A 22268-nucleotide genomic window follows, 5' to 3' on the forward strand; every position below is an offset into this window, starting at 1 on the left:
TTATCGCCTAAGCATCATATGCGGGGAAGCGGGCGAATGACACCCTTTTCTCCCATTTTGGAAGCCAAAAGGCGCATAGAGATAAGAGATCCATTTCCTTAGACAAGCTGCTCGGTCAAGCGGACAATATTTTCATCAATTGAAAGGAACCTACGAAAAAGGGCTCCTGCCACTCACTCATTCGTCCACCCTGACAATCGGGTATGTACATATCTTAATTGAAGAGGTCAAAATTAGCCGCAAGGCACGGATTACCACCCGGGAGGGATAGACTAATGGAGCAAAAAATCGTCGGTATCCTGCTGAATGCCGCCGCCCACCGGGGCGTTCCCCAAGGCAGGACGGGGTGGGAATCCCTTGCATGCTACGAGGAAGCCGCAGACGCCTACGGCCTGACTCCCTGCTATTTGAAGCTGTCGGACATTGATCTCGTCACCGGTTACAGCGTCGCTTATATCAAGGGTCATCAAGGCTATAAGAGAGTCGTTATACCCATTCCCGAAGTCATCCATAACCGGGCTATCTATCCTCCCGGAAATACCGGGACCGATCGGCTGGCTGCCCGTGGGGTAAAGGTGTTCAACCGGCGCAGCCGGTACGGCAAGGACGAGATCCACCGGCTGCTGTCGCTTAATTCCGGACTTCTCCGCCATCTTCCGGTTACGGATGCCGGAAGCGAAGGATTGCGGAGAATGATGGAGCAGTATCCGGATCTTATTCTAAAGCCCCGCCGGGGGAGCATCGGAAGAGGGATCATGCGTCTGAGACGCGAAGGCAAGGAAAGCTGGGTCTTGGATTATCTGCATAATGGCCGGATGGTCACTGTCAATATCGATCCCATCAGACTCCCGTATGCGCTGCTGCGCCGTATGGATGCCGGCTCTTATCTCATCCAGGAGCGCATTCCGCTTGCGGAGGCGGGCGGAAGATCCTTTGATTTACGGGTCACCGTCCAGCGGGGATGGGGCGGCGAATGGGTCGTCACCGGCCTCTTCGCCAAGCTGGCGCCTCCTGGCGGATTTGTCTCCAACATCGCCCAAGGCGGAGAAGCGGCACAAGCCGCCTTTGCGCTGGAGCAGGCTTTTCCTGCCCGCGCCGCCGCCCATTACCGCATGTCGGCTGCAAGCCTCGGCCTTACGGTCGCACACTGTCTGGAGCGCAGCCTGCCCGGACTGGCTGATGTTGGACTCGACATCGGGCTTACGCGGGACGGACAGCTTTTTTTCATCGAATGCAATGGACGGGACCAGCGGTACGGATTCTACAAGGCGGGATTGCCGGAAGTCTGGAAGGACAGCTACCGGCGGCCGATGGGATATGCGCGGTATTTGCTGGAAGGCGGAGCGGAGCGATAACATTATTGATTTGTCCTCTATTCTATGTCAATATAATGCAGAGCGGCCCTGGGCCTATAGGACCTGGGGCTGCGCTGTATGACGGAAGGGTGACAAGCATGGTTAAACGACTCCTGCGGCTGATGACCGAGCTGTCCTCGCACAGATGGATTTCCCGCATAATGGGCGCTTTTTCCCACAGCAGAATCAGCCGCTTTCTTATCCCGGCATTTATCCGGACCTATCATATTCCCGCCTCGCAGGCCGAGAAAGACCTCCGGGAATACTCGACCCTCAACGAGTTCTTCAGCCGCAGGCTGAAGCCGGGCATGCGGCCCGTCACGGAAGAGACGGACGCTCTGGCAAGTCCCGTGGACGCGATGATTACAGCAATGGGTAAAATTGAATCGGGAACGATTCTGAATGTAAAAGGACAAGATTATAACCTGGAGGAGCTGCTGAACCATTCTCCCCACCAGGAGCTTTACAAGAAAGGCTTTTTTTTCGTGCTGTACTTAAGTCCTACCGATTATCACCGCATTCATTCTCCAGTTACCGGAAAAAAGACGGAGAGCGACCACATTCGCGGGCGCTGCTATCCCGTTAACGAATTCGGCATGAAGCATATGAAAGGCGTGCTGTGCCGCAACGAGCGGCTGATCACCTATATTGCCCACAGCGCCGGTGAAGTTGCAGTGGTGAAGGTGGGCGCGATGAACGTCAGCAGCATCCGCTATTCGGTCGAAGGCAAAAGTGCATGGGAAATCGGCGAGGACCTCGCTTATTTCGAGTTCGGTTCGACCGTTGTGCTGCTGACCGAAAGCGGCATTTTCAGCCCCCGTCCGGGACTTGAGCCCGGCACGAAGGTCAAGATGGGCGAACTGCTTGGATTTTTGCAGCCATCCAAATAAGCAAGCAGTAACATGATTTGAACCGAAGCAGCCCGGCAGAGGACAGGATGAGAATCCGTCGATCTCCCGGGCTGCTCTTTTGCTGCTAACGAACCGGTAAATGCAAGCTTAGCCACAACTTTATGAGTGCTACTTACTGGATCGTCATATCCGAAGAATATAGGGAATAATCTGGTCTGTCAGAACATCATGAATGGAATAACGTATTATTCCAGTTACCCTGTGACCATCTTTATCTCAGCAAAAAAAGAAGGCAACCTCCTTCTTCATTCGCTTACCTTGCCCTGATTTGCCACCTCGCGGGCTTTGGCCTCCACCTTCCCCGGCTCGCCGAGATAGAACCGGCGGATCGGCTTCACATCGTCATCCAGCTCGTAGACGAGAGGAATACCGGTCGGGATATTCAGGTTCAGCAGCGCGGCCTCGTCGATGTCTTCCATATATTTAATCAGCGCGCGCAGCGTATTGCCGTGCGCCGAAATGAGCACGCGCTCTTTCTTGCGGACGAGCGGCACGATCCGGTTTCCCCAGAAATCGCCGACCCGGTGCACCGTGTCCTCCAGACTCTCGCCGCGGGGAATATCTTCGGGACGCACCTCCTGGTAGCGTCTGTCGTTTCTCGCGTAGCGCGGATCGTCCGGCTCCAGCTGCGGCGGCCGGACCGACAGGCTGCGCCGCCAAATATGCAGCTGCTCATCGCCATATTTTTCCGCTGTCTCCGACTTGCTGAGGCCCTGAAGCGCGCCGTAATGGCGCTCGTTCAGCTTCCACGATTTCTGCACGGGAATCCACAGCAGGTCCAGCTCTTCCAGAACGAGATTGAGCGTCTTGATGGAACGCTTGAGCACCGAAGCAAAGGCGAGGTCGAACGTATATCCGGCTTCCTTAAGCATTCTGCCCGCGTCCTTGGCTTCCTGTATTCCCTTCTCCGTGAGATCCGGATCGCTCCAGCCGGTAAACAGATTCTGCCGGTTGTATTCGCTCTCTCCATGGCGTAGCAACACGATTTCGTACATATGCGCTCTCCTTTCCTGTCCCGCTCACTTGCCATTTTGCTCACAATAGTCATTTAATACAATTTTCAGTCGTTTTAAACGCCGCAGCACAAAAAAACCGAAGACCCAAAAGCGTCTACGGTTCGTTTGTCACGTTGATTTATCAAGTTGAGCAGCCTTGGGGCCTTGGAGCCCGCACCTGAAACCAAATTCAGCGAATTTCCGAGGGGCTCTTCCCTGTATGCTGCTTGAACTGGCGGCTGAAAAAGAAAATATCGCGGTATCCGAGCGCATCCGCCACTTCCGTCACGTTCATTCCCGCGTACAGCAGCAAATGCTGGGCCCGTTCGATCCGGGTGCGAATAACGTAAGACTGCACGGAGGAGCCGATCAGCTCCTTGAATTTGATGGAAAAATAGCGGGGCGACAGACCTGCCCGGGCAGCCAGCTCCTCCACCCGATGCACAGCGCCGGGATGCTGGCTGATATAATTCGCGACCTCGTGAATGACCTCCACCAGTTGGTTGCTGACGCTGCGTTCCACCGGCATGACCCGGTCTTCCCGCAGAAGGTTGATCATAATCTGCTTGAGAATCAGTTGGCCCTCTTCCTCCGCGGCGAAGGTCTTGACCAGAAACAGCCGTACATAGCGTGCAAGCAAATGCTCGAATTCCAACGTCTCCGTCAGCTTGCGGTAGGGCTCGGGAATATCGGTGACCGGCTCCTTGACGTCAAAATGAATATATGTAAGCACAAGCGGCTTCTGCGGGTTATGCGATGCGCTTGTATGATCTCCCGGACGAAACAGGAAACAGCTTCCCTTCCCGACTTCATAGGCTGCGCCGTTGCGCACAACCGTTCCTTCGCCGCTCCAGACGTAGAACAGATCGTAATTGGGCAGCGGCTTCTCCCTTTTCTGCCATTTCCATCCCGGCTCGCAGACGATTTTGGCCAAGGCGGGGAGGATGACAAAAGCGGACGGCGATGCATGAAGCATCCTTTTTCCCTCCTTCATCATTAAATAGCTTATCCTATCATACCTTTTCATGCTTCATTTTGCACATCATTCCATGCCAGCGCCAGCCGCCGCACCCCCTCGATCAGTTCCTCCTCGTCCAGATGGGAAAAGGCGAAGCAGGCGGCGGGCTCTCCGGGTGTAATCCGGTAAAGGGCGGCGTCTCTGAAATCGACGTCCCGCTGCTTGGCCGCCTCCTGGAAGCGCACGAATTCCTCTTCGCCTCGGAGCCAGCGGGCGTATATATGCAGCCCCGCATCGCCGGGCTGCGGATGAAACAGGCCGCCCGGCATTCCGGCCAGCAGCTCGCGAAGAATGCGGCCGCGTTCGCCATAGAGGCGCGTCATCCGCCGGATATGGCGGGCATAAACGCCGAGCGACATGAAGCGGGCCAGCGCCCGCTGCTCCAGCAGCCCGGCGGGAAGCGGCTCGTACAGCGCCTTCGCGGCCGTCACAGGCGGGGCCAGGGAGGGCGGCAGGACCGCATAGCCGAGGCGAAGCCCGGCGAACATCGTGTTGGAGAAGGAGCCGATATACACGACACGCTCCTCCCGGTCCAGCGCCTTCAGCGGTTCGATGGGACGGCCGGACCAGCGGAACTCGCTATCGTAATCATCCTCGATAATGATCGCCCGCCGGGCGGCCGCCCATTCGAGCAGCCTCCGCCGCCGCTCCAGCGGCAGGACCGCGCCTGTGGGATATTGGCGGCTCGGCGTCACGAACAGCAGCCGGGCGTCCCAGTCCTGCGGCACAAGGCCGCTGCCGTCTACGCGGCCTGGAACCGGCACGCCGCCGGACACCTCGACGGCGCGCCGGATGCCGTGAAAGCCGGGGTCCTCGACGACGGCCTGGCCGCCGCTGTCCAGCAGCAGCTGAGTCAGCAGGACGATGCCCTGCATGGAGCCGCTGAACGTCACGATATGCTCCGCTTCGGCGCGGATGCCGCGGGTAATCCGCAGATGCGCCGCAATCGCCCGCCGCAGCCCCTCGTCTCCCTGCGGCGGCGCGGAGACGGCGAGCGCACCGCCGCCCCTGCCCCCGGCATGGGACAGCGCGCTGCGCCATTCCGCGTAGGGGAAATGCTCCATCGGCATTCCGCCGCTGCGGAAGCTGATGACGGAGCCCGGTGCGGCCCCCTCCCTTACAGGCGGCTGCGCTGCAAGCCGCCGCGCCCAGGCGGACAGCGGAATGTCCGCCATAAGGTTCGGGATTGCCGCGGCTCCCTCCGCCGGCAGCGAGGTTCCGCCGCTCCCCCCTGCGGAGAGCGGACTCCCCGGCCTGCCGGGATGAGCCGGGGCTTCCGCAGGCTGGCCTTCCCTAACGGAAGCGCGGTTTCGCCCCGCTTCGCGGGGATGTTCCGCCATACCCGCACGGGCTTCCCCCTGTCCCACAGTTCCTTCCGCCATCCCCGCACTTCCTTCCGCCCACGCCGCACTTCCATCCCCCTGTCCCGCGCTTCCTTTCACCATCCCCGAACGATCCTCCGTCTGTCCCGCTCTTTCTTCCGCCGACTGTCTGCCCTCCGTCCCGAAACCGTCCCTGGACACGAAGGTGCCCCGTCCCGTTTCCGATTTTACATAGCCGTCGGCGCCGAGCATATCGTATACCTGAGCTGCCGACCCCCGCGACAGACCGTACAGAACGGCAAGTTTGCGGGTGGAGGGAAGCCGCGTGCCTCCCGGCAAATTCCCGTTTAGAATCGCCGCCCTAAGCGCGTGATACAGCGCCAGATACTTATAGCGGTATTCGGCCAAGTATTCCTCAAAGCTTAAAATTGGAATGGCGTCCATGCCTTTCTTCCCTCCCATTCAAGTGGACCAATAAAAATAATGTAAATGGGCTCTTTTTTCTTGTCAATCTCCTGTTATGCTGTTGGTTAACCATCCCTATCAGCAAAAGGAGCATTGCATATGAGAAGAAAAGAATTTAAAGTCGAACAGGAAGAAGAACTGGAAGCTTTTCTGGATGAAATGAGTTTCGGCTTTCTCGGCGTGATCGACGGGCAGGGCCGCCCGCGCGTCACTCCACTTAATTTCGTCTATACCGGAGGATGCTTTTATTTCCACGGCAGCCATGCGGGAGGCAAAATGGAAGCCATCCGCAAGATGGACAAGGTCTGCTTCACCGTTGCAGACGAGTTTGCCCTGATTCCTTCCTATTTTACCGACCTTGAAATGGCTTGTCCGGCCACCGCCTATTTCAAAAGCGTCACCGCCTTCGGCACGGCCGAATCCGTCACCGATTTGAACGAGAAAGCGGCGGTGCTCGAAAAGTTCATGAAGAAGCTCCAGCCGGAGGGCGGGTACGACCCTATTGACGCGGAGAATCCGAAGTACCGCCCACAGCTTAAAGCGGTTGCGGTCGTGCGGATCGTTCCGGAAGAAATCACCGTCAAATTCAAGTTCGGACAAAATTTAAAGGAAGAAGATCGCAGCGCCGTCATCAGCGGGCTTGAGGCCAGAGGCGGGGAACGGGATGCCGAAACGGTTGAAATGATGAAAAAATTCTGTCCGTTCCACTCCTCTTAAACTGCTTAATAAGTGAATATGAGCGGGGACTGTCCACATAACGCGGACAGTCCCCGCTTTGCTCTGTGAACGTTTATCAAAACCCTTAAAATTAACCCCCAATCTTTTAGAAAAAACCGATATTCCGAAGTGACTGCCCCGTACCGCAGATGATATAATGTTAGGCAATGTTAGGACGTTTGCTAACGATTTCAAGGGCGCTCCCATCGTAAGTGTGCTCCGATTTCAAAGATACCCGGAAGGATGAAACCGATGAATCCACAGGCTGGACAATTAAACGAAAGCATTAAAGCCGGAAATGAGCATGTGTACGACATGCTGTCCACTCTTGGCAGAGAAATCTATTTTCCAAAAGTAGGCATTCTGAGCCAATCCGCCGAGGCAACCGCTCATGCCAAGAAATACAACGCCACAATCGGGATCGCCACCGAGAACGGCGGCCCAATGCATTTGAACGTCATCCAGGAGAAGCTCTCCGCGTTTGCCCCGAAGGACTTGTACGGCTACGCTCCGCCGGCGGGCAAACCGGAGCTGCGAACCGTATGGCGCGAGAAAATGCTGCGGGAGAACCCTTCGCTCGAAGGTAAATCCTTCGGTAATCCGATCGTAACCAATGCGCTGACCCACGGACTCAGCATCGTTGCCGACCTGTTCGCCGGGTCCGGCGACGCTGTAGTTTACCCCGATAAGAACTGGGAGAACTACGAGCTGACCTTCAGCGTCCGCCGCCATGCGGAGCTGGTTACCTACCCTCTGTTCACCGAAGACATGACCTTCAACAGCGACGGACTGCTTCAGGCGCTCCTGTCGCAGAAGGATAAGGGCAAAGCGATCGTGCTGCTAAACTTCCCGAATAACCCGACGGGCTACACGCCAGGCATCAAGGAAGGCGACGCGATCGTTGCAGCGATTCTGCGCGCGGCGGAAGAAGGCGTTAACGTGGTTGCGGTGTGTGATGACGCGTATTTCGGACTCTTCTTCGAGGATTCGCTCAAGGAATCGCTGTTCGGCAAGCTGGCAAACGTGCACCCGCGCGTGCTTGCCGTCAAGATCGACGGCGCGACCAAGGAGGAATACGTATGGGGCTTCCGCGTAGGCTTCATCACTTATGCTTCCGAGAGCAAAGACGTGCTGGCCGCCCTGGAGCAGAAGACGCTCGGCATTATCCGTGCCACCATTTCCAGCGGGCCTCATCCTTCGCAGACGTTCGTTCTCGACGCGCTTAAGGCGCCGGAATTCACGGAACAGAAAGAAGAGAAGTTCCGGGTCATGAAGGGCCGGGCCAACAAGGTCAAGGCGCTGCTCGACAGCGGCAAGTACGGAGACGAAGTATGGACATATTATCCTTTTAACTCCGGCTATTTCATGTGCTTGAAGCTTCATACCGTCCATGCGGAAGAACTGCGCCAGCATCTGATCCACAATTACGGTCTTGGCACCATTGCCCTTGGCGACACCGACCTGCGCATCGCCTTCTCCTGCATTGCAGAGGAGAATCTGGAAGATCTGTTCGACCTGATATACGCAGGCATCCGTGATTTGGAGAAAGCCAGATAACATAACGTTTAAAATCCAGCCTATATATAAGCCTCCGCATTCGTTATGCAGGAGGCTTTTTGCGTGTGTATCATACGCCAGCGGCGGAGCCGCAAATACTAGGGAAGCTTCTGCGTAGAGCCCAACTTTTAAATTTGCAGCCCCCTGCGGCATCGGCCCATACCACTGAAGAACGAGACACATACAATACGATGTACTCAAGTACAATAACTCACCGAAAGGGGAATGAACATGAGCGAAGAAGTAAGAGGCGGATACGGATACGGACCTTTCACCAGCACTGGAGCCATTCTGGTTCTCTTCATCCTGCTGGTTATCATCACCCGTTCTCTGTTTATCTAATCGGCATTGATTCATCTTCGGAAGAGAGCCACCCGGCTCCCTTCCCTCCCATATGTTCACGCCGCTTTGTACCCACGGCACAATCGGTGAGAGAACTTTTCGAGAGTAAATAAAGAGATCCGGACAAGTCCGTCAAAGACCCCGGGATCTCTTTTTCTGTGTTGAGCCAATACATAGATTATTAATATATTTACAATAGTGTGTGATACACAGTATAATGAAATCAGGAGCTGATGCATATGGCCGATTTTCAAGAGACAATCAACGGCTTAATTCAGGAGCTGCGGCGCGGAACGATTATTATCAGCGTTCTCAGCCAATTATCCAAGCCGCAGTACGGCTATTCTCTGGTTACCATTTTGCAGGAAAAGGGAGTAAGTATTGATCCGGGCACCCTATACCCTCTTTTGCGCAGATTGGAGAAGCAGGAGTTGCTGGAAAGTACATGGGACACTAACGAAACGCGCCCAAGGAAATATTACTCACTCAGTCCTGCCGGGAAAGAGGTCTATCTGCAGCTCTGCAAGGAATGGAAGAGCCTGAGCGACAGCCTTGAAAGCTTAATTAAAGGAGACGATGGCAATGGAGCTGGTTAACAGATATATCCATGCGGTAACGCACCGGCTGACGGGCAGACAGCGGGAGGATATTAAGAGGGAGCTTCAGGGATTAATCGAGGATATGCTTGAGGAGCGCACCGAAGGCCGGGACGCCTCCGCCGCTGACGTGGAAGAAGTGCTGCTGGAACTTGGAGATCCGCAGAAACTGGCTGATCAATACAGGGGGTACGGAAGATACTTGATCAGTCCGGAAGTGTTCGGGTCCTATTTGGCAGTGCTTAAGATTGTGCTGCTTTCCATCGGGATTGCCTTGACGGTTGCATCCGCGTTCCAGATGTTTACCGACCCTATGGATGCACTTGGGCATTTTCTGGATTTTCTGGCTTCCCTGTTTATGGGATTCATTCAGGGATTCGCCTGGGTAACTCTTGCTTTTGGGTTGATCGAATACTCGAGAGCGAAACGCATTAGAACGGGGATAAGGGCCAAGAGCGCTTGGAAACCGGCAGATCTTCCTCCCCTGCCCGACCACCGCTTGAGCATCAAACGGTCAAACCCAATCGCCAGTCTGATCCTTACCATACTACTGGGGCTTCTGTTTACCTCGTCGCTTAATCTCTTCGGCGTATGGCATTTACCGGAGAGCGGTTCCATGAAGATTGTGCCTATTTTTGACGAAACGGTATTTCGCGGATTCCTCCCGTTGATCTTGGCGGTGTTCGCCCTCAGTATTATGAAGGATATCCTGAAGATGGCTGCGGGTAAATGGACGCCGGCGCTGATTGGCTTTGAAATTCTCGTCAGTCTGCTGCATTTCGTGCTGGCTCTGTTCATGTTCAACGATTCGGCGATATGGAATCCCGATTTTATGCGGCAAATGGCAGAGTCCGGCATAACGCCGGCGGGGAGCGAAGCCTTCTACAACGTTAGCAGCATTTGGAGCAGAACCACCGAAGGATTCATTTATCTGATCGGCATCGTAATCCTCGCTGATATTATCGCCGCTGCGGTAAAGGCATACCGGTTCAGAACGATTGTTCGACGCTGATCAGGTTATTAATAGCTGGAGATAACAAGAAGCGGAGAGCCATTCTCTGCTTCTTTTCCCGATTACTTGTTAGTCATGTACCCTTCCTTCCTATGATAGATAAGACCGATTCCCCTCCTCTAAAACCATACGTAAGATTTTCCCTCATACACCTTTCCGATGTTCGTCAATCATGGACAACAGCATGTACCAGACCTGTTTAGCCAGCCTTTGTTAGCCGTAGACTGGCTGTTTTAGCCAATTCCTCACCCGTTCTCAAGATGCGTCTGGTCACTGATTCGCATTTCCACCGGCTTCATTTTGCCTTTGGGGGTGCATGCTTTTCCGGAAGAAATCATGCAGCGCCCAAAATTCAAATTACAGATAACAATTAAATGAATTTGTCATCTGTAATTTGATGTGCTATTCTATTGTCATGGAGGTGATAACGACGAGTTAGTCGTAGAATTATGGAGAAATTTTCTGACGTGTTAACGAAAGAACAAATCCTTGCCGCCACAGAAGAAGTGCTCAGACGCTTTGGTATCGCAAAAACCTCTGTAATTGACGTCGCAAACGTATTAAATGTAAGTCACGGTACGATTTACCGGCATTTCAAGAGCAAGGCTGAGCTGCTTGAAGGAGCTACAAAAAAGTGGCTGGATGAGAAAATCATCGAACCGTTAACCGATGTTTGTCATAACACAACCCTTGATGGGCCTGAACATTTAAAAACATACATCCGGACATTAATCGAATTAAAGCAGCACTATGCCTGTGAAGATGAAGAACTGTTTAAAATGTATGCCAAAGTTACAGATGAAGCCACCGATTTAATTCACAAACACATCAGCGAAGTTACAGATCAAATATGTGAAATCATTACCCGCGGCGGCATAAAATCGGAGGACCCTCTCCAATTGGCACATGCTATTTTCCATGCTACAACTCGATTCCATCACCCGGCCCATGCCTATGAATGGAGAAGCCCAATGATTCATAACGAATTCTTGGATGTGTGGGCACTGATTGAAAAAGGTAATTTATACGAAAACCCAAGATGAAATGGAGAGAACAACATGAGTTTAACCATTTTGGTAACAGGCGCATCGTCAGGGATTGGCAATCTGTCTGCCAAAGCACTTGCAAAACAAGGACATACCGTGTATGCGAGTATGCGCAAAATAAACTCCCGCAATAAAGATAAAGCGGAAGACATTATTCAATTCGCTACAGCTAACAATGCCCGGATTATACCGGTCGAGATGGATATCCTTTCTCAGGAGTCGGTAAACACAGCCGTTCAAACGATTATTGAACAACAAGGGAAGATAGATGTTGTCGTTCACAATGCGGGACATTTGGTTGTCGGCGTTGCAGAAGCCTTTTCCACCGAGGAAATGGCGGCTGTCTATGATACCAACGTTCTTGGCACACAGCGCGTAAATCGGGCAGTGCTTCCCTATATGCGCAAAGCAAAAGACGGCTTGCTTGTCTGGGTAAGCAGCACCACGGTCAAAGGCGCCTTCCCTCCATTTATGGGGCCTTACGTGGCTGCCAAAGCCGCTATGGATAATCTTGCCCTCACGATGTCTTATGAAATTGCTCCATTGGGTATCGAGACAGCGTTCATTATTCCAGGCGCGTTTACACAGGGAACAGCTCATTTCCCGAATGCAGGCACTCCTTCCGACAAAGAAACCGTAAATGCCTATGCAGAAGTAAGCGAACTGTCCAAAGAATTGGACGCCCGCCTGAGCGGTCTGATTCCGGCGGATGCCCATCCGCAAGCGGTTGCTGAAGCCATTGTCAATGTCGTCGGCACCCCCAAGGGACAGCGGCCTTTTAGAACGGTAATCGACTTTATCGGCGATGGCGCTGAAGAAGTAACCGACCTGTCCGAGAAGCTTCGCATCGAGTTTATGAAACGCATCGGTCTCGACGCCATGCTTACCCCGGCACTATAAAATATAAATAACAGAAAGAAGGAACATCTAAATGAAACATTTAGAAGGAAAAGTAGCGATTGTAACAGGATCTTCAAGAGGAATTGGCCGGGCTATTGCTGAGCAGTTGGCCGATCTGGGCGCCAAAGTGGTGATCAATTATGCCAGCAGTCCGGAAAAGGCGGAAGAAGTGAAGGAAGCCATCCTCCAAAAAGGCGGCAAAGCGGTAGCGATTCACGCGGATCTCAGTAAGATCGGCGATGTTGAAAAATTGTTTCAAGAAACGATTGCCGCATTCGATAAAGTGGATATTCTTGTAAATAACGCAGGACTGATGATCACAAAGCCTCTTGCCGAAGTAACGGAAGCCGATTTTGACAAACAATTTGCAATTAATGTCAAAGGCACTTTCTTTGCTTGCCAGCAAGCAATCAAATACATGGAGAACAACGGAAGAATCGTGAACCTGTCCACTTCCGTAGTCGGACAAATGTTTCCGGGCTACAGCATATATGCCGGCACAAAAGGTGCGGTTGAACAATTCACCCGTCAGCTCGCGAAAGAATTCGGTCCCAAACAAATTACAATTAATGCAGTGGCCCCAGGCCCTGTAAACACCGAGCTTTTCAATGTAGGGAAGACCGAGCAGCAAATCGAAGGCATGAAAAAAATGAATGCCTTTGGCCGGATCGGCGAGCCTGAAGATATTGCTGATGTCATTGAATTCCTGGTTAGCGAGAAATCGCAATGGGTAACCGGTCAAACTCTGCGTGTTAACGGTGGATTTATTTAATGATTTTCATATAATTGATCAGTGCAAATCCGGGAAAAAAAGCAGAGAGCATTCTCCGCTTCTTTTCCCGATTGCCTTTTTAGTTTTATCTGCTGCTCGCATCATTTTGCTTATTTATTCCAATCAAAATATCCAGGTCCACGGTGATCTCAGCCGAACCCAGGTTTATATAGCTGTATATCCGTGCTTGATTGCCGGACCAGGCAAGAGGGGTCATACGCACCATATTTTCAAGCTCTGCTTGATTCAGTTCTTTGGTGTAGTTCAGATGAACCACATCCGCTAGAATGAAATGTTGCCTGAACAGCGCCGCCGTCTCATCATTGCGATACTTTTTTTTCTCCTCCCGATCATAAAGGGCCTCTCTTAGTTCTTTTAGATAACCGGGACGGGGTACGACTTTAATCACCAGACCATGCTGAACTAAAATCCGTTTAAATTCCTTGTAATTGGATGGAGATAAAATATTCAGCACGACATTCAGTGATTTGTCTGAAAGTGGTGATTTGGCCAAGTCGCCCACAATCCAAATGGAGCCTTCGTATCTTTTTGAAGCCATGACAATACCTTCCTTGGATAGATCAAGACCGATTCCGGTCATTCCCGGACTCCCGCATTCCTCCAAAATACGGTGTAAATGCGAGCCCTCCCCACAGCCCAGATCCGCCATCGTATAAGAATCGGCAGAGCCGCCCCTGTGTTCCTCTATCGCTCTCGCAATCTCCTTATGCACCGAAGCATATAGGCTGGATTCCGTAATGATTTTACGCCTTGCCTCAAATAATTCTTTCGTGTATTTGCCGCTCACAGGGCGTGCCGACAAGTTAAGATAGCCTTGTTTTGTGAAATCAAAAGTATGGTTTCTGGAACAGATCAGGCTTTTAAAATCAGCAACCCTCATCGGACTTTCGCATAGCGGACACTTAAATGCCGACTCCCTTTCTTTCACGCGTGCTGCACTTGCTGATTGTCTCGTCATAGCTTATCTCCCTTTAAAAAAATAAAAAATCACAGGCGGTTTGCCTGTGATCCAGAGTAAAGGGGAAAAGACCCATCCATATTCGATTAGGGATTAAGCCAAGATAGCCGTCACCAAATAAACCTCCCGTATGCTAAACAGAAGAAAGAGAATGGTATATGAGATATTCTCCATAGCAGAAGAGGATGATTAAAAATGGACAGACTGATCCCGTTTACTCTGTATACCCAAACAGAGCCTTTGAACGTATTTAATTACGGTTCAAAGCCGGGAAACGCAGTCTGATAAAGAACACCATTTTTAATAATCCTCCTTGGAAAATGTGAGTGCAATAATTGAAAGTACCATTCATAGTATAAAGTTCATCACAGCATTTGGCAATTACCGGTCAGGAGCCGGCCCCGCGTTCATGTACTTGCCTGTCCACTTGCCCCCGCAGCGCGGAGATCACCTCCAGCGATACAATCTCCGATATTTGAGCCTGCGATTCCCGGGTCAGCCCGGCAATATGGGGCGTAACCGTGCAGGAGGGAAGCGCCAGCAGCGGATGATCCTCCGGCGGCGGTTCGTGGCTCAGCACATCCAGCACGGCGCCGGCAAGCCGGTTCGCGGCAAGCGCCTCGTACAGGGCGTCTTCGTCAACCACGGCTCCCCTCGACGTATTGATGAGAACAGCGGACGGCTTCATCCGATTCAGCGCCGAAGCGCCAATCAGACCGCGCGTCGACGGAAGCAGAGGAACGTGAAGACTGACATAGTCGCTTTCGGCGAGCACCCGGCTTAGATCGGCGGGAATAATCCCCGTGTTGGCGGCATCGCCGCCATCCTTAAGCTGCGGATCGCAGCCCAGGACATTCATCCCGAGTGCCGTTGCTTTGGCGCCTGTTCGCCGGCCGATTTCACCCACGCCGACCAGCCCCAGCGTCTTGCCTCCGATTTCGTGCAGCGTGAACTGCTGCCGGGGCCAGTCTCCGGAGCGCACGCCGGCTGCCGCCTCCCCGAGACGCCGGGCAGAATGGAAGAGGGCTGCGATGACGTATTCAGCCACAGCGGTCGCATTGGCGCTTCCCGCCGTAACGACCGGGATCTTCCGCCAGGCCGCCGCACCCAAGTCGATATTGTCCAGTCCTGCGCCGAGCCGTCCAATCGCCTTAAGGCGGGGCGCCGCCCCGATGAGCGCACCGGTTACCCGTGTCTGATTGCGGACGATCAGGGCGTCAGCTTCCTTGACCGCTTCCCCGAGTTCCGGACTGTTCCACAGACCCGGATCATAGCGGACATGATAGCCTTCCTTCTCCAGCAGTTCCAGACCATTCGGAGCGTTCCATTCCGTTACGAGGATATTCATGCTTCATTTCCCTTTCGTGTTTCTTCCTCTTCATGCGCCAGTCGCGGAGGAAACGGGACCCCGGCCTCCCGGGCCAGCTCCTCCAGTTCGCTCACGACACTGTCCGGCAGGGAGATGCCAGACAGCTGATTCCGCCCGGCGGAGCGGAATCTCCGCTCCCCCGGAAGCAAAATTTCCTCCGCGCCGGGCGACAAAGGAATCTCCTTGATCTCGCCTGCGAATCGCGAGACGGTGTCGTAATACGCCTCGATGTCCAGCCAGCGGGCCGGCGAGAACAGCAGGATGACATGGCCCACATCGGCATGTTTGTCTCCATCTTTGTACAGATTGCCAATATGCGGACCGAAGGAGGCGCCGGTAAGGATGCCGCACAGCATCTCCACGGCCAGTGCCAGCGCATAGCCTTTGGCTCCGCCTAGCGGCAGAATCGCTCCCTTCAGCGCTTCTCCGGCGTCCGTGGTCGGCCGTCCCTCACTGTCGATGGCCCAGCCCTCGGGGATCGGCTGCTCCGCCTTTTGCGCCTGCATGATCTTCCCGCGCGCCACGACGCTGGAAGAAAGGTCGGCGACAATCGCCGGCTTGCCTTCGTCGCCGGATGGGAACCCGAAACCGATCGGGTTCGTCCCGAGAAAGGCCGACCGGCCTCCCCAGGGGGCGATGCCCGGCGGAGAGTTGGTCATAACGACCGACGCCATGTTCTCCTTGGCCGCCTCCTGGCAAAGATAGGCCGCCGTTCCGAAATGATTGCTTCCGCGTACGAACACGGCCGCGAGCCCCTGCTCCCGGGCGATGGGTATCCCCTCCCGCAAAGCCCGAAAGGCCACCGCTTGGCCCAGCCCGTTCCCGCCGTCCACGGTCAGTACCGAGCCGTGACGCTCGGCCGTAATTTGGGACGCGGCATTGATCCTGCCTTCCTGAATGCGCCGGAAGTAGACCGGCAGTCTGCTGACGCCATGGCTGCCGTGCCCTTCCAAATCGGCGCGGATCAGGGAATCAGCCGTAATGCACGCGTCCTCGTCAGGCACATTCAAGGAGATCAGCACCGATTGTACAAATTCGTAGAGCTTCCCGCTATCATAGCGCTTTGCCGTCATACGCGCGTTACGCCTCCCCGTTCATTTCTCCTTATATTTCCCCATATGATATCTCCATGGAAGTCCTTTTCAAACCCACGTAAAGCGGTTCCGTCACGCGCTCGGATACAGCTTGGTCATCACGAACTCCCGGTGGCCCAGCGCTTCCGCCGCCGTCAGCCGTCCGTTGACGGTCCGTTCCAGCGTCTCCAGCAATCGATCCCGCGCTTCCGGCAGCGTGATCGAACGCTCCAGCAGCGGGCTTACATCGACGTCGATATGCTCGGCCATCAGCTTGACCGTCTTCGGATTAGCCGATATTTTGATCACTGGCTCAATCGGGTTGCCGATGACATTGCCCTGACCCGTCGGGAAAAAATGGACGACCGCTCCGGCCGCGGCCATCAGCGTCACGCATTCCGCCGCGGCGGAGGAGCTGTCCATAAAATACAGACCCGGGCCGTTTTCCGGCTTCTCGGCAGGTTTAAGCACGCCAATAACTTGCTTGCTGCCGGTTTTTTCAATATTGCCGAGCGCCTTTTCTTCAATAGTGGACAGCCCTCCAGCGATGTTGCCCTGGGTCGGCTGGGAGCCGAGCAGGTCCACTCCCTGGGAAGCAAATCCGGAAACGTAGCGGTCGTAGGTGCGCAGGAATTGTTCGCGCAGCTCCTCCGTCGCCATCCGGTCCGCGATCAGATGCTCTCCGCCGGTCAGCTCGGAAGTCTCCCCGAAAAATACGGTAGCGCCCTGTTCGATCAAATAATCGACCGTTTCTCCGACCGTCGGGCAGGAGCCGAGTCCTGTCGTCGTATCCGATTCACCGCACTTGATGCTTACGGTAAGCTCGGAGAGGGAAACCGGTTCCCGCTGCAGCTCGGTGGCCCACTGCACAAATTCTTTGGCCTTCCAGGACGCCCGCCGGATGACCTCCAGATCGCCCAAGCCTTCAATGGAAAATCCGGCGACCGGTTTGCCCGTCGCGGCGATGCCGTCCGTAATGATCTTCGTCCAGTTCGGTTCGATGCCGATCACGATGACGGCCGCCACGTTCGGGTTGCTGCCCGTTCCGATCATCGTGCGGAAATGCAGGTCCAGATCCTCCCCGTACTGCAATCTCCCATAAGCGTGCGGCAGAGCCAGCGTACCGGAAATGACCTTCGCCACCGCCTCGGAGGCCGCGTTCGAAATGTCGTCAACCGGTAAAATAATGACATGATTGCGGATGCCCACCGTACCGTTTTCTCTGCGATAACCGTATAATTGTCCCATCGTTACCACCTCGCCGATTTAATATTGTGAGTATGAACGTATTCCCCTGCGGCCAATCCTTCCGGCGCGATGCCGATGGGAATGCCGTATTCGATAACCCTGCCGCCTTTTTCGAGAACGCCGATGGATATTTTATGGCCAAGCGGAACATCCTGAAGGCTTGTCACCGTTATTTTCGAATCATCATCCATAAAGACGCCGACGGCCTGTTGTCCGGCCGCAATGTCAGTCGTTGCGACGCCAACCTGATCTCCCCGCTTGTGAATCAAAAAATGATGCATATTCTTCCCTCCGAATCCAAATTTTCAATCACTTGCGTATTCCCGTCTGGGTAGCCAGACCGGTGTAATACTCTGCTTCTTTGTTCACGAAATCCGTAAACTCCTGCCCCGTCAGCACATTCGGGTCAAGCTGCAGCTTCTTGAGCTTCTCAATAAAATCGGGGTCCTGCGACAGCTTGGATACTCCGTCCTCCCATTTCTTCACAATCTCCTGCGGAGTGCCTTTAGGAAAGCTCATGCCCGTCCACCAGGAAACGGACAAACCCTCCACGCCCTGCTCGGCGGTTGTGGGAACATCGGGATAATACGGACTGCGCTCGGGAGCCAGGATCGCCAGCACCTTCAGCTTGCCCGCCTTGACCAGGGTGGACGTCTCATTGACGGTATGCACAGCTAGAACCGCATTGCCTCCGGCGACAAGGGGCAGGGACTCGGACGCGCCTTTGGTGGCGACCATCCGGGTCTTGGAGAAGTCGGCCCCGATTGCTTTCAACCATTCGGCTACGGCAAATGTGGAGAAACCGGCAGGCCCGACGCTGGTCCAGGTCAGCTTCTCGGGGTTGGCCTTCGCCCAATCTGAAAATTCGCGGAAGTCCTTCCAAGGCGCGTCGGCGGCGACCACGAAGACGGGAGCGTCCGTGACGACGCGAGCCGCGAATTCATGGTCACTCAAGAGAAGCGGCGCCGCGGCAGATCCGGCCTGGAGCATGGTCGTGCTCGCCACATTATCCGCAAGCACCGTGTAGCCGTCATTGGCCGCCTGTTTGAGCGCGTACTGCGCGCCGGTGGCGCCGCCTGCTCCGGGCTTGTTGACAATTTCAATCGGCTGCCCCCATTCCTTGCTGAGCCCTTCCACGACCGTCCGGGCCACCAGGTCCACGCCGCCTCCGGCAGAGAAAGGCACCACATATTCGATGGGCCGGTTCGGATAATCGGCGTAGGCCGAGGAAGCCGACGCAGCCTGCGAGGCGGCGGGAACCGCCGTTTCGCCGCCCGCCCCGGCGGACGCGCCTGCTCCGGACTTCGCGGAGTTAGTCCCGCAGCCGGAGATCAGAAACAGCAGCGCCAGAGATAACGGCAGCAGCCGGGAAAGCTTTTTGTTCAATGTTGTCATTTGCTTCACACTCCTAATTATGTTGGAGCGGCGCTTACGCTTCAGCATTGACGATGCTGAGCGAATCGCCGCGTTCCTCGCAAATTCTTTTTTTGGTGCGGCGGACCATGTACAGGGAAAAGATCAGCATGGCCGCTGCGGCGATAATGAAGGCGACCGACAGCCCTCTTTGAAAAAAGATGCCGAGACTTCCACCGGAAATCGCCATAGACTGCAAAAACGACTGCTCCATTAAGGGACCGAGAATGAAGCAGAGAATGAGCGGCATGATCGGCCAATCATGCTTTTGCAGGAAATAACCGGCGATGCCGAAGACAACGGCCACCTGAACATCGAACAGATTGTTGCGCACCGTGTAGGCGCCGACCATGCTGAGCAGAAGAATCACCGGCGCAAGAATCGAGAACGGCACCCGGGTCAATTTGGCCCAAATTCCCACCAGCGGCAGGTTAAGCACCAGCAGCATGACATTGCCGATGAACATGCTCGCAATGACGGTCCACACAAAGCTTCCTTTCTGCTCGAACAGCATCGGTCCCGGCGTCAGCCCGTAGATCATGAGTCCGGCAAGCAGCACGGCCAGCGGCGGCGAAGAAGGAATGCCCAGCGCGAACAGCGGAATAAATCCGGCAGAGCTGGTCGCGTTATTGGCAGCTTCGGGCGCGGCCACGCCTTCGATGGCTCCTTTCCCGAACAGATGGCGCCGCCGCGAGATTCTTTTGGCGAAATCATAAGACAAAAAGGAAGTTACGGCCGCCGAACAGCCGGGGAGCAGGCCCATAAAGAAACCGATTAGCCCGCCTGCGGCTATGGAGGAAGCGCTCTGCTTCAGGTCCTTGCGGCCCGGATAGACGCTGCCGATATTGCCGGCCGAAATCGCGGTCTTCTTCTCGGATATGCCCCGCATCACTTCGGCGATGGAGAAGAGGCCGATCAAAATGCTCACCATATCGAGCCCCCCTTCCAGCGGTCCCCAGCCCAAGGTGAACCGGTACATGCCGGAGTTCGCGCCAAGCCCGATCAACGACAAGGCAATGCCGGCTAGGCCCATGACCGCCGATTTAACGAAGCGTCCCCCGGTCATTCCCATCATGATAACCAGCGTCAGGAGAAGAACGGCGAACATTTCCGGCGGGCCGAAACGCAGCGCTTGGCTGGCCAGCACGGGAGCGAACAGGACGAGGCCGAGTACGCCCAGCACGCCAGCGATAAAGGAGGCGATTGCCGCAATGCCGAGCGCCGGCCCGCCCCTGCCCTGTTGCGCCAGCGGATACCCGTCCAGACAAGTCGGGACGGACGAGGCTTCGCCCGGAATATTAAGCAGTATGGCGGTCGTCGATCCTCCGTACATCGCCCCGTAATAAATGCCCGCCAGCATGATAATCGCCTGCGTCGGTTCGAGGACCGCCGTTACCGGCAGCAGAATGGCGATCGACGAGGTCGGGCCAAGTCCCGGCAGCACGCCGACAAAGGTGCCCACGAGCACCCCTATGGCCGCCATCAGCAGGTTCATCGGCGTAAGAGCATGGCCGAAGCCGTCCAGCAGCATGGATAAATTACTCATTTCATCACCTCCTTGAAGACTGCCATACCGTTCCGGCGGGAAACGGAGTATGCAGCCATTCGATAAAGATCAGGTAGAGCCCGGCCGTCAGCAGCAGAGCGTAGACCGCGCAGCGCCACCATCTTCCGGTGCCCAGCAGGCGAAACAGAAGCGCTGCGGCAAGAGAGGTGGCCGCCGGATAACCCGCCCAAGGAAGAAGGAAAGTGTAAATAAGCAGCAAAAGCGGAATGAGGCCCGTCTTTGGAAGAAAGCGGCGGATAGCTTGCTCCCCGCCGTCCTGCCGTACGGCTTCTCCGGGAAACAGCGCCAGCCAGATGCCGGCCAATGCCAGTCCGCCTCCGATGAAGGCGGGAAACACGTGGTCTCCACCTAGCAGACTGACATGATAAGGATACAAACGGTAAGCTTCGCGAAGAGAAAGACAGCCGGCCAGAATGGCAAGCACTCCGGCAGAGCGGTCGGCCACGCTTTTCATTTCTCATTCCTCCTGACTATGAACCGCAAACACAAAAAACCTGCCCGGCTTAAAAAGCCGAATAGCAGGTCTCCGTTCGTACGGTCGACGCCTTAACTGAAATATGTTGTATATAACATTTAAATAAAAAAAGAGAACTAAATAATAATTAGAGAAGAAAATCATATAGTCGATAGGTTTAGTTGGTTTTATTTCGGCTATGGGACGTATCATATCACTGCCTGATTTTCGCTGTCAATACTATTTTTTCGTTTTTATTGCTGGAAAATAATCTTTGACAACAGCCTATGATAGGTTTTAAATAAATGTTATATATATGATTTAAGAGCACTATTTAACCGGACAAGGAATGATTCTATGGCAAATCTGATTCGAATCGACAATGCCAATCTGCTGGAGAAAACGTATGGCATTTTAAAAGAACTGATCATCAAAAGGGAATTCCCGCCCGAGCACAAGCTGGCCATACCGGAATTATCCGCCCAGCTCGGCGTAAGCCGGACGCCGATCCGCGACGCGCTGGGCCGGCTGGAAATGGACGGATTGGTTAAGACCGTACCGAAGGTCGGCACTTTTGTCGTCGGCATTACTTCCGAAAACGTGCTGGAGATTATGGACACTCGCCTGATGATTGAGCTGTGGGTTGTGGAGAAGCTGGCTTCGGGAACGGCCGCGCTTACACAGGAGGTTGCCGCAAATCTGGAAAAAATCCATGAAACCTCCGTGTATATCGTCAACACCTCGAGGCTGGAAAACTATCACGAAGGAGATTACAATCTTCATTTTCATATGGAGTTTCTGAAGCTGGGCGGGAACCGGAATATTCAAAATATTTATCATAACACGATGAACTACCGGTACCTGGCGATGAAATCGTACCTGATTACAAAGGAAATGGTCCTTCATTCCCTTAAGCAGCACAGGCAGATTATCGACGCCCTTAAGGCGGGGTCTCACGATGATTTAAAGCAGGTGGTGAGCGAACATCTGGAGGACGCGAAAATACGGCTGTACAAAAACATCAATCTGAACGGCGGGCTGATCTAGAAGGAAAGAACCTTTGCGGACAAACGGCGGGACGGAAAAGTTCAAGCTTTCATGCTGAAATAAAAAAGACAAGGAGGATCGGTGAATGGATCGCCGGTCCTCCTTTTGCT

22 protein-coding genes are annotated in these 22268 nt (G+C 54.4%); 11 read left to right on the top strand and 11 right to left on the bottom strand.

Going from position 1 to position 22268, the window contains the following annotated elements; all coding sequences use genetic code 11:
- Positions 1–275: 275 nt before the first annotated feature.
- Both KP014_RS25790 and asd read left to right on the top strand, forming a co-directional pair.
- The gene (locus tag KP014_RS25790) at positions 276–1355 is read left to right on the top strand and encodes a YheC/YheD family endospore coat-associated protein (protein WP_036593099.1); all 1080 of its coding nucleotides are present in this window, start codon (positions 276–278) and stop codon (positions 1353–1355) included.
- 98 nt (positions 1356–1453) lie between these two features.
- Positions 1454–2245 (top strand): archaetidylserine decarboxylase, encoded by a 792-nt coding sequence (gene asd, locus KP014_RS25795; RefSeq protein ID WP_036593098.1) that lies wholly within the window; start codon positions 1454–1456, stop codon positions 2243–2245.
- Between the two features lie 266 nt (positions 2246–2511).
- On the opposite strand, the gene gpmA is transcribed toward asd, so the two are convergent.
- The 3 genes from gpmA to KP014_RS25810 all read right to left on the bottom strand — a co-directional run bounded on the left by gpmA (position 2512) and on the right by KP014_RS25810 (position 6045).
- A complete protein-coding gene (gpmA, locus tag KP014_RS25800; protein WP_036593097.1) occupies positions 2512–3261 on the bottom strand; it encodes a 2,3-diphosphoglycerate-dependent phosphoglycerate mutase in 750 nt (249 codons plus the stop codon).
- A 190-nt stretch (positions 3262–3451) separates the two neighbouring features.
- Positions 3452–4237: an AraC family transcriptional regulator gene (locus KP014_RS25805; RefSeq protein ID WP_036593096.1), complete on the bottom strand. Its 786-nt coding sequence runs from the start codon at positions 4235–4237 to the stop codon at positions 3452–3454.
- Between the two features lie 47 nt (positions 4238–4284).
- Positions 4285–6045 (bottom strand): aminotransferase-like domain-containing protein, encoded by a 1761-nt coding sequence (locus tag KP014_RS25810; protein ID WP_090834276.1) that lies wholly within the window; start codon positions 6043–6045, stop codon positions 4285–4287.
- Between the two features lie 120 nt (positions 6046–6165).
- On the opposite strand from KP014_RS25810, the gene KP014_RS25815 reads away from it, so the two are divergent.
- The 8 genes from KP014_RS25815 to KP014_RS25850 all read left to right on the top strand — a co-directional run bounded on the left by KP014_RS25815 (position 6166) and on the right by KP014_RS25850 (position 13008).
- Positions 6166–6783 (top strand): pyridoxamine 5'-phosphate oxidase family protein, encoded by a 618-nt coding sequence (locus tag KP014_RS25815; RefSeq protein ID WP_036597626.1) that lies wholly within the window; start codon positions 6166–6168, stop codon positions 6781–6783.
- A gap of 252 nt (positions 6784–7035) precedes the next feature.
- Positions 7036–8340, top strand: coding sequence for an aminotransferase class I/II-fold pyridoxal phosphate-dependent enzyme (locus tag KP014_RS25820; RefSeq protein ID WP_036597623.1), 1305 nt, complete (start codon positions 7036–7038; stop codon positions 8338–8340).
- A 231-nt stretch (positions 8341–8571) separates the two neighbouring features.
- Positions 8572–8682 (top strand): YjcZ family sporulation protein, encoded by a 111-nt coding sequence (locus KP014_RS25825; protein ID WP_211245151.1) that lies wholly within the window; start codon positions 8572–8574, stop codon positions 8680–8682.
- 239 nt (positions 8683–8921) lie between these two features.
- Positions 8922–9278, top strand: coding sequence for a PadR family transcriptional regulator (locus tag KP014_RS25830; protein ID WP_036597622.1), 357 nt, complete (start codon positions 8922–8924; stop codon positions 9276–9278).
- Positions 9265–10290 carry an HAAS signaling domain-containing protein gene (locus tag KP014_RS25835; RefSeq protein ID WP_036597621.1) on the top strand — a complete coding sequence of 342 codons (1026 nt, stop codon included), beginning with the start codon at positions 9265–9267 and terminating at the stop codon, positions 10288–10290. Before KP014_RS25830 ends, KP014_RS25835 begins: the two co-directional genes overlap by 14 nt.
- Positions 10291–10739: 449 nt before the next feature.
- Positions 10740–11333: a TetR/AcrR family transcriptional regulator gene (locus KP014_RS25840; protein ID WP_036603019.1), complete on the top strand. Its 594-nt coding sequence runs from the start codon at positions 10740–10742 to the stop codon at positions 11331–11333.
- Between the two features lie 15 nt (positions 11334–11348).
- Positions 11349–12236: an SDR family oxidoreductase gene (locus tag KP014_RS25845; RefSeq protein WP_036603022.1), complete on the top strand. Its 888-nt coding sequence runs from the start codon at positions 11349–11351 to the stop codon at positions 12234–12236.
- Between the two features lie 31 nt (positions 12237–12267).
- Positions 12268–13008 carry an SDR family oxidoreductase gene (locus KP014_RS25850; RefSeq protein WP_036603026.1) on the top strand — a complete coding sequence of 247 codons (741 nt, stop codon included), beginning with the start codon at positions 12268–12270 and terminating at the stop codon, positions 13006–13008.
- Positions 13009–13093: 85 nt separating this feature from the next.
- Here KP014_RS25850 and KP014_RS25855 read toward each other — a convergent pair whose 3' ends face one another.
- The 8 genes from KP014_RS25855 to KP014_RS25890 all read right to left on the bottom strand — a co-directional run bounded on the left by KP014_RS25855 (position 13094) and on the right by KP014_RS25890 (position 21111).
- A complete protein-coding gene (locus KP014_RS25855; protein ID WP_036603028.1) occupies positions 13094–13987 on the bottom strand; it encodes a putative RNA methyltransferase in 894 nt (297 codons plus the stop codon).
- A 388-nt stretch (positions 13988–14375) separates the two neighbouring features.
- A complete protein-coding gene (locus KP014_RS25860) occupies positions 14376–15335 on the bottom strand; it encodes a hydroxyacid dehydrogenase (protein ID WP_036603030.1) in 960 nt (319 codons plus the stop codon).
- On the bottom strand, positions 15332–16429 hold the full coding sequence (locus KP014_RS25865) for an Ldh family oxidoreductase (protein ID WP_051500574.1): 1098 nt from the start codon (positions 16427–16429) through the stop codon (positions 15332–15334). The genes KP014_RS25860 and KP014_RS25865 overlap by 4 nt, the downstream gene beginning before the upstream one ends.
- Positions 16430–16522: 93 nt before the next feature.
- The gene (locus KP014_RS25870; RefSeq protein WP_036603032.1) at positions 16523–17677 is read right to left on the bottom strand and encodes a UxaA family hydrolase; all 1155 of its coding nucleotides are present in this window, start codon (positions 17675–17677) and stop codon (positions 16523–16525) included.
- 2 nt (positions 17678–17679) lie between these two features.
- The gene (locus KP014_RS25875; RefSeq protein ID WP_036603035.1) at positions 17680–17958 is read right to left on the bottom strand and encodes a UxaA family hydrolase; all 279 of its coding nucleotides are present in this window, start codon (positions 17956–17958) and stop codon (positions 17680–17682) included.
- A gap of 28 nt (positions 17959–17986) precedes the next feature.
- A complete protein-coding gene (locus tag KP014_RS25880) occupies positions 17987–19072 on the bottom strand; it encodes a tripartite tricarboxylate transporter substrate binding protein (protein ID WP_036603036.1) in 1086 nt (361 codons plus the stop codon).
- 34 nt (positions 19073–19106) lie between these two features.
- Positions 19107–20636 (bottom strand): tripartite tricarboxylate transporter permease, encoded by a 1530-nt coding sequence (locus KP014_RS25885; protein WP_090834275.1) that lies wholly within the window; start codon positions 20634–20636, stop codon positions 19107–19109.
- 4 nt (positions 20637–20640) lie between these two features.
- Positions 20641–21111 (bottom strand): tripartite tricarboxylate transporter TctB family protein, encoded by a 471-nt coding sequence (locus KP014_RS25890; protein ID WP_051500213.1) that lies wholly within the window; start codon positions 21109–21111, stop codon positions 20641–20643.
- A gap of 357 nt (positions 21112–21468) precedes the next feature.
- Here KP014_RS25890 and KP014_RS25895 point away from each other — a divergent pair, with 357 nt between their 5' ends.
- On the top strand, positions 21469–22158 hold the full coding sequence (locus KP014_RS25895; protein ID WP_051500214.1) for a GntR family transcriptional regulator: 690 nt from the start codon (positions 21469–21471) through the stop codon (positions 22156–22158).
- Positions 22159–22268 lie beyond the last annotated feature (110 nt).

Source organism: Paenibacillus sophorae (genome assembly GCF_018966525.1).
Taxonomy (GTDB): Bacteria; Bacillota; Bacilli; order Paenibacillales; family Paenibacillaceae; genus Paenibacillus_AQ; species Paenibacillus_AQ sophorae.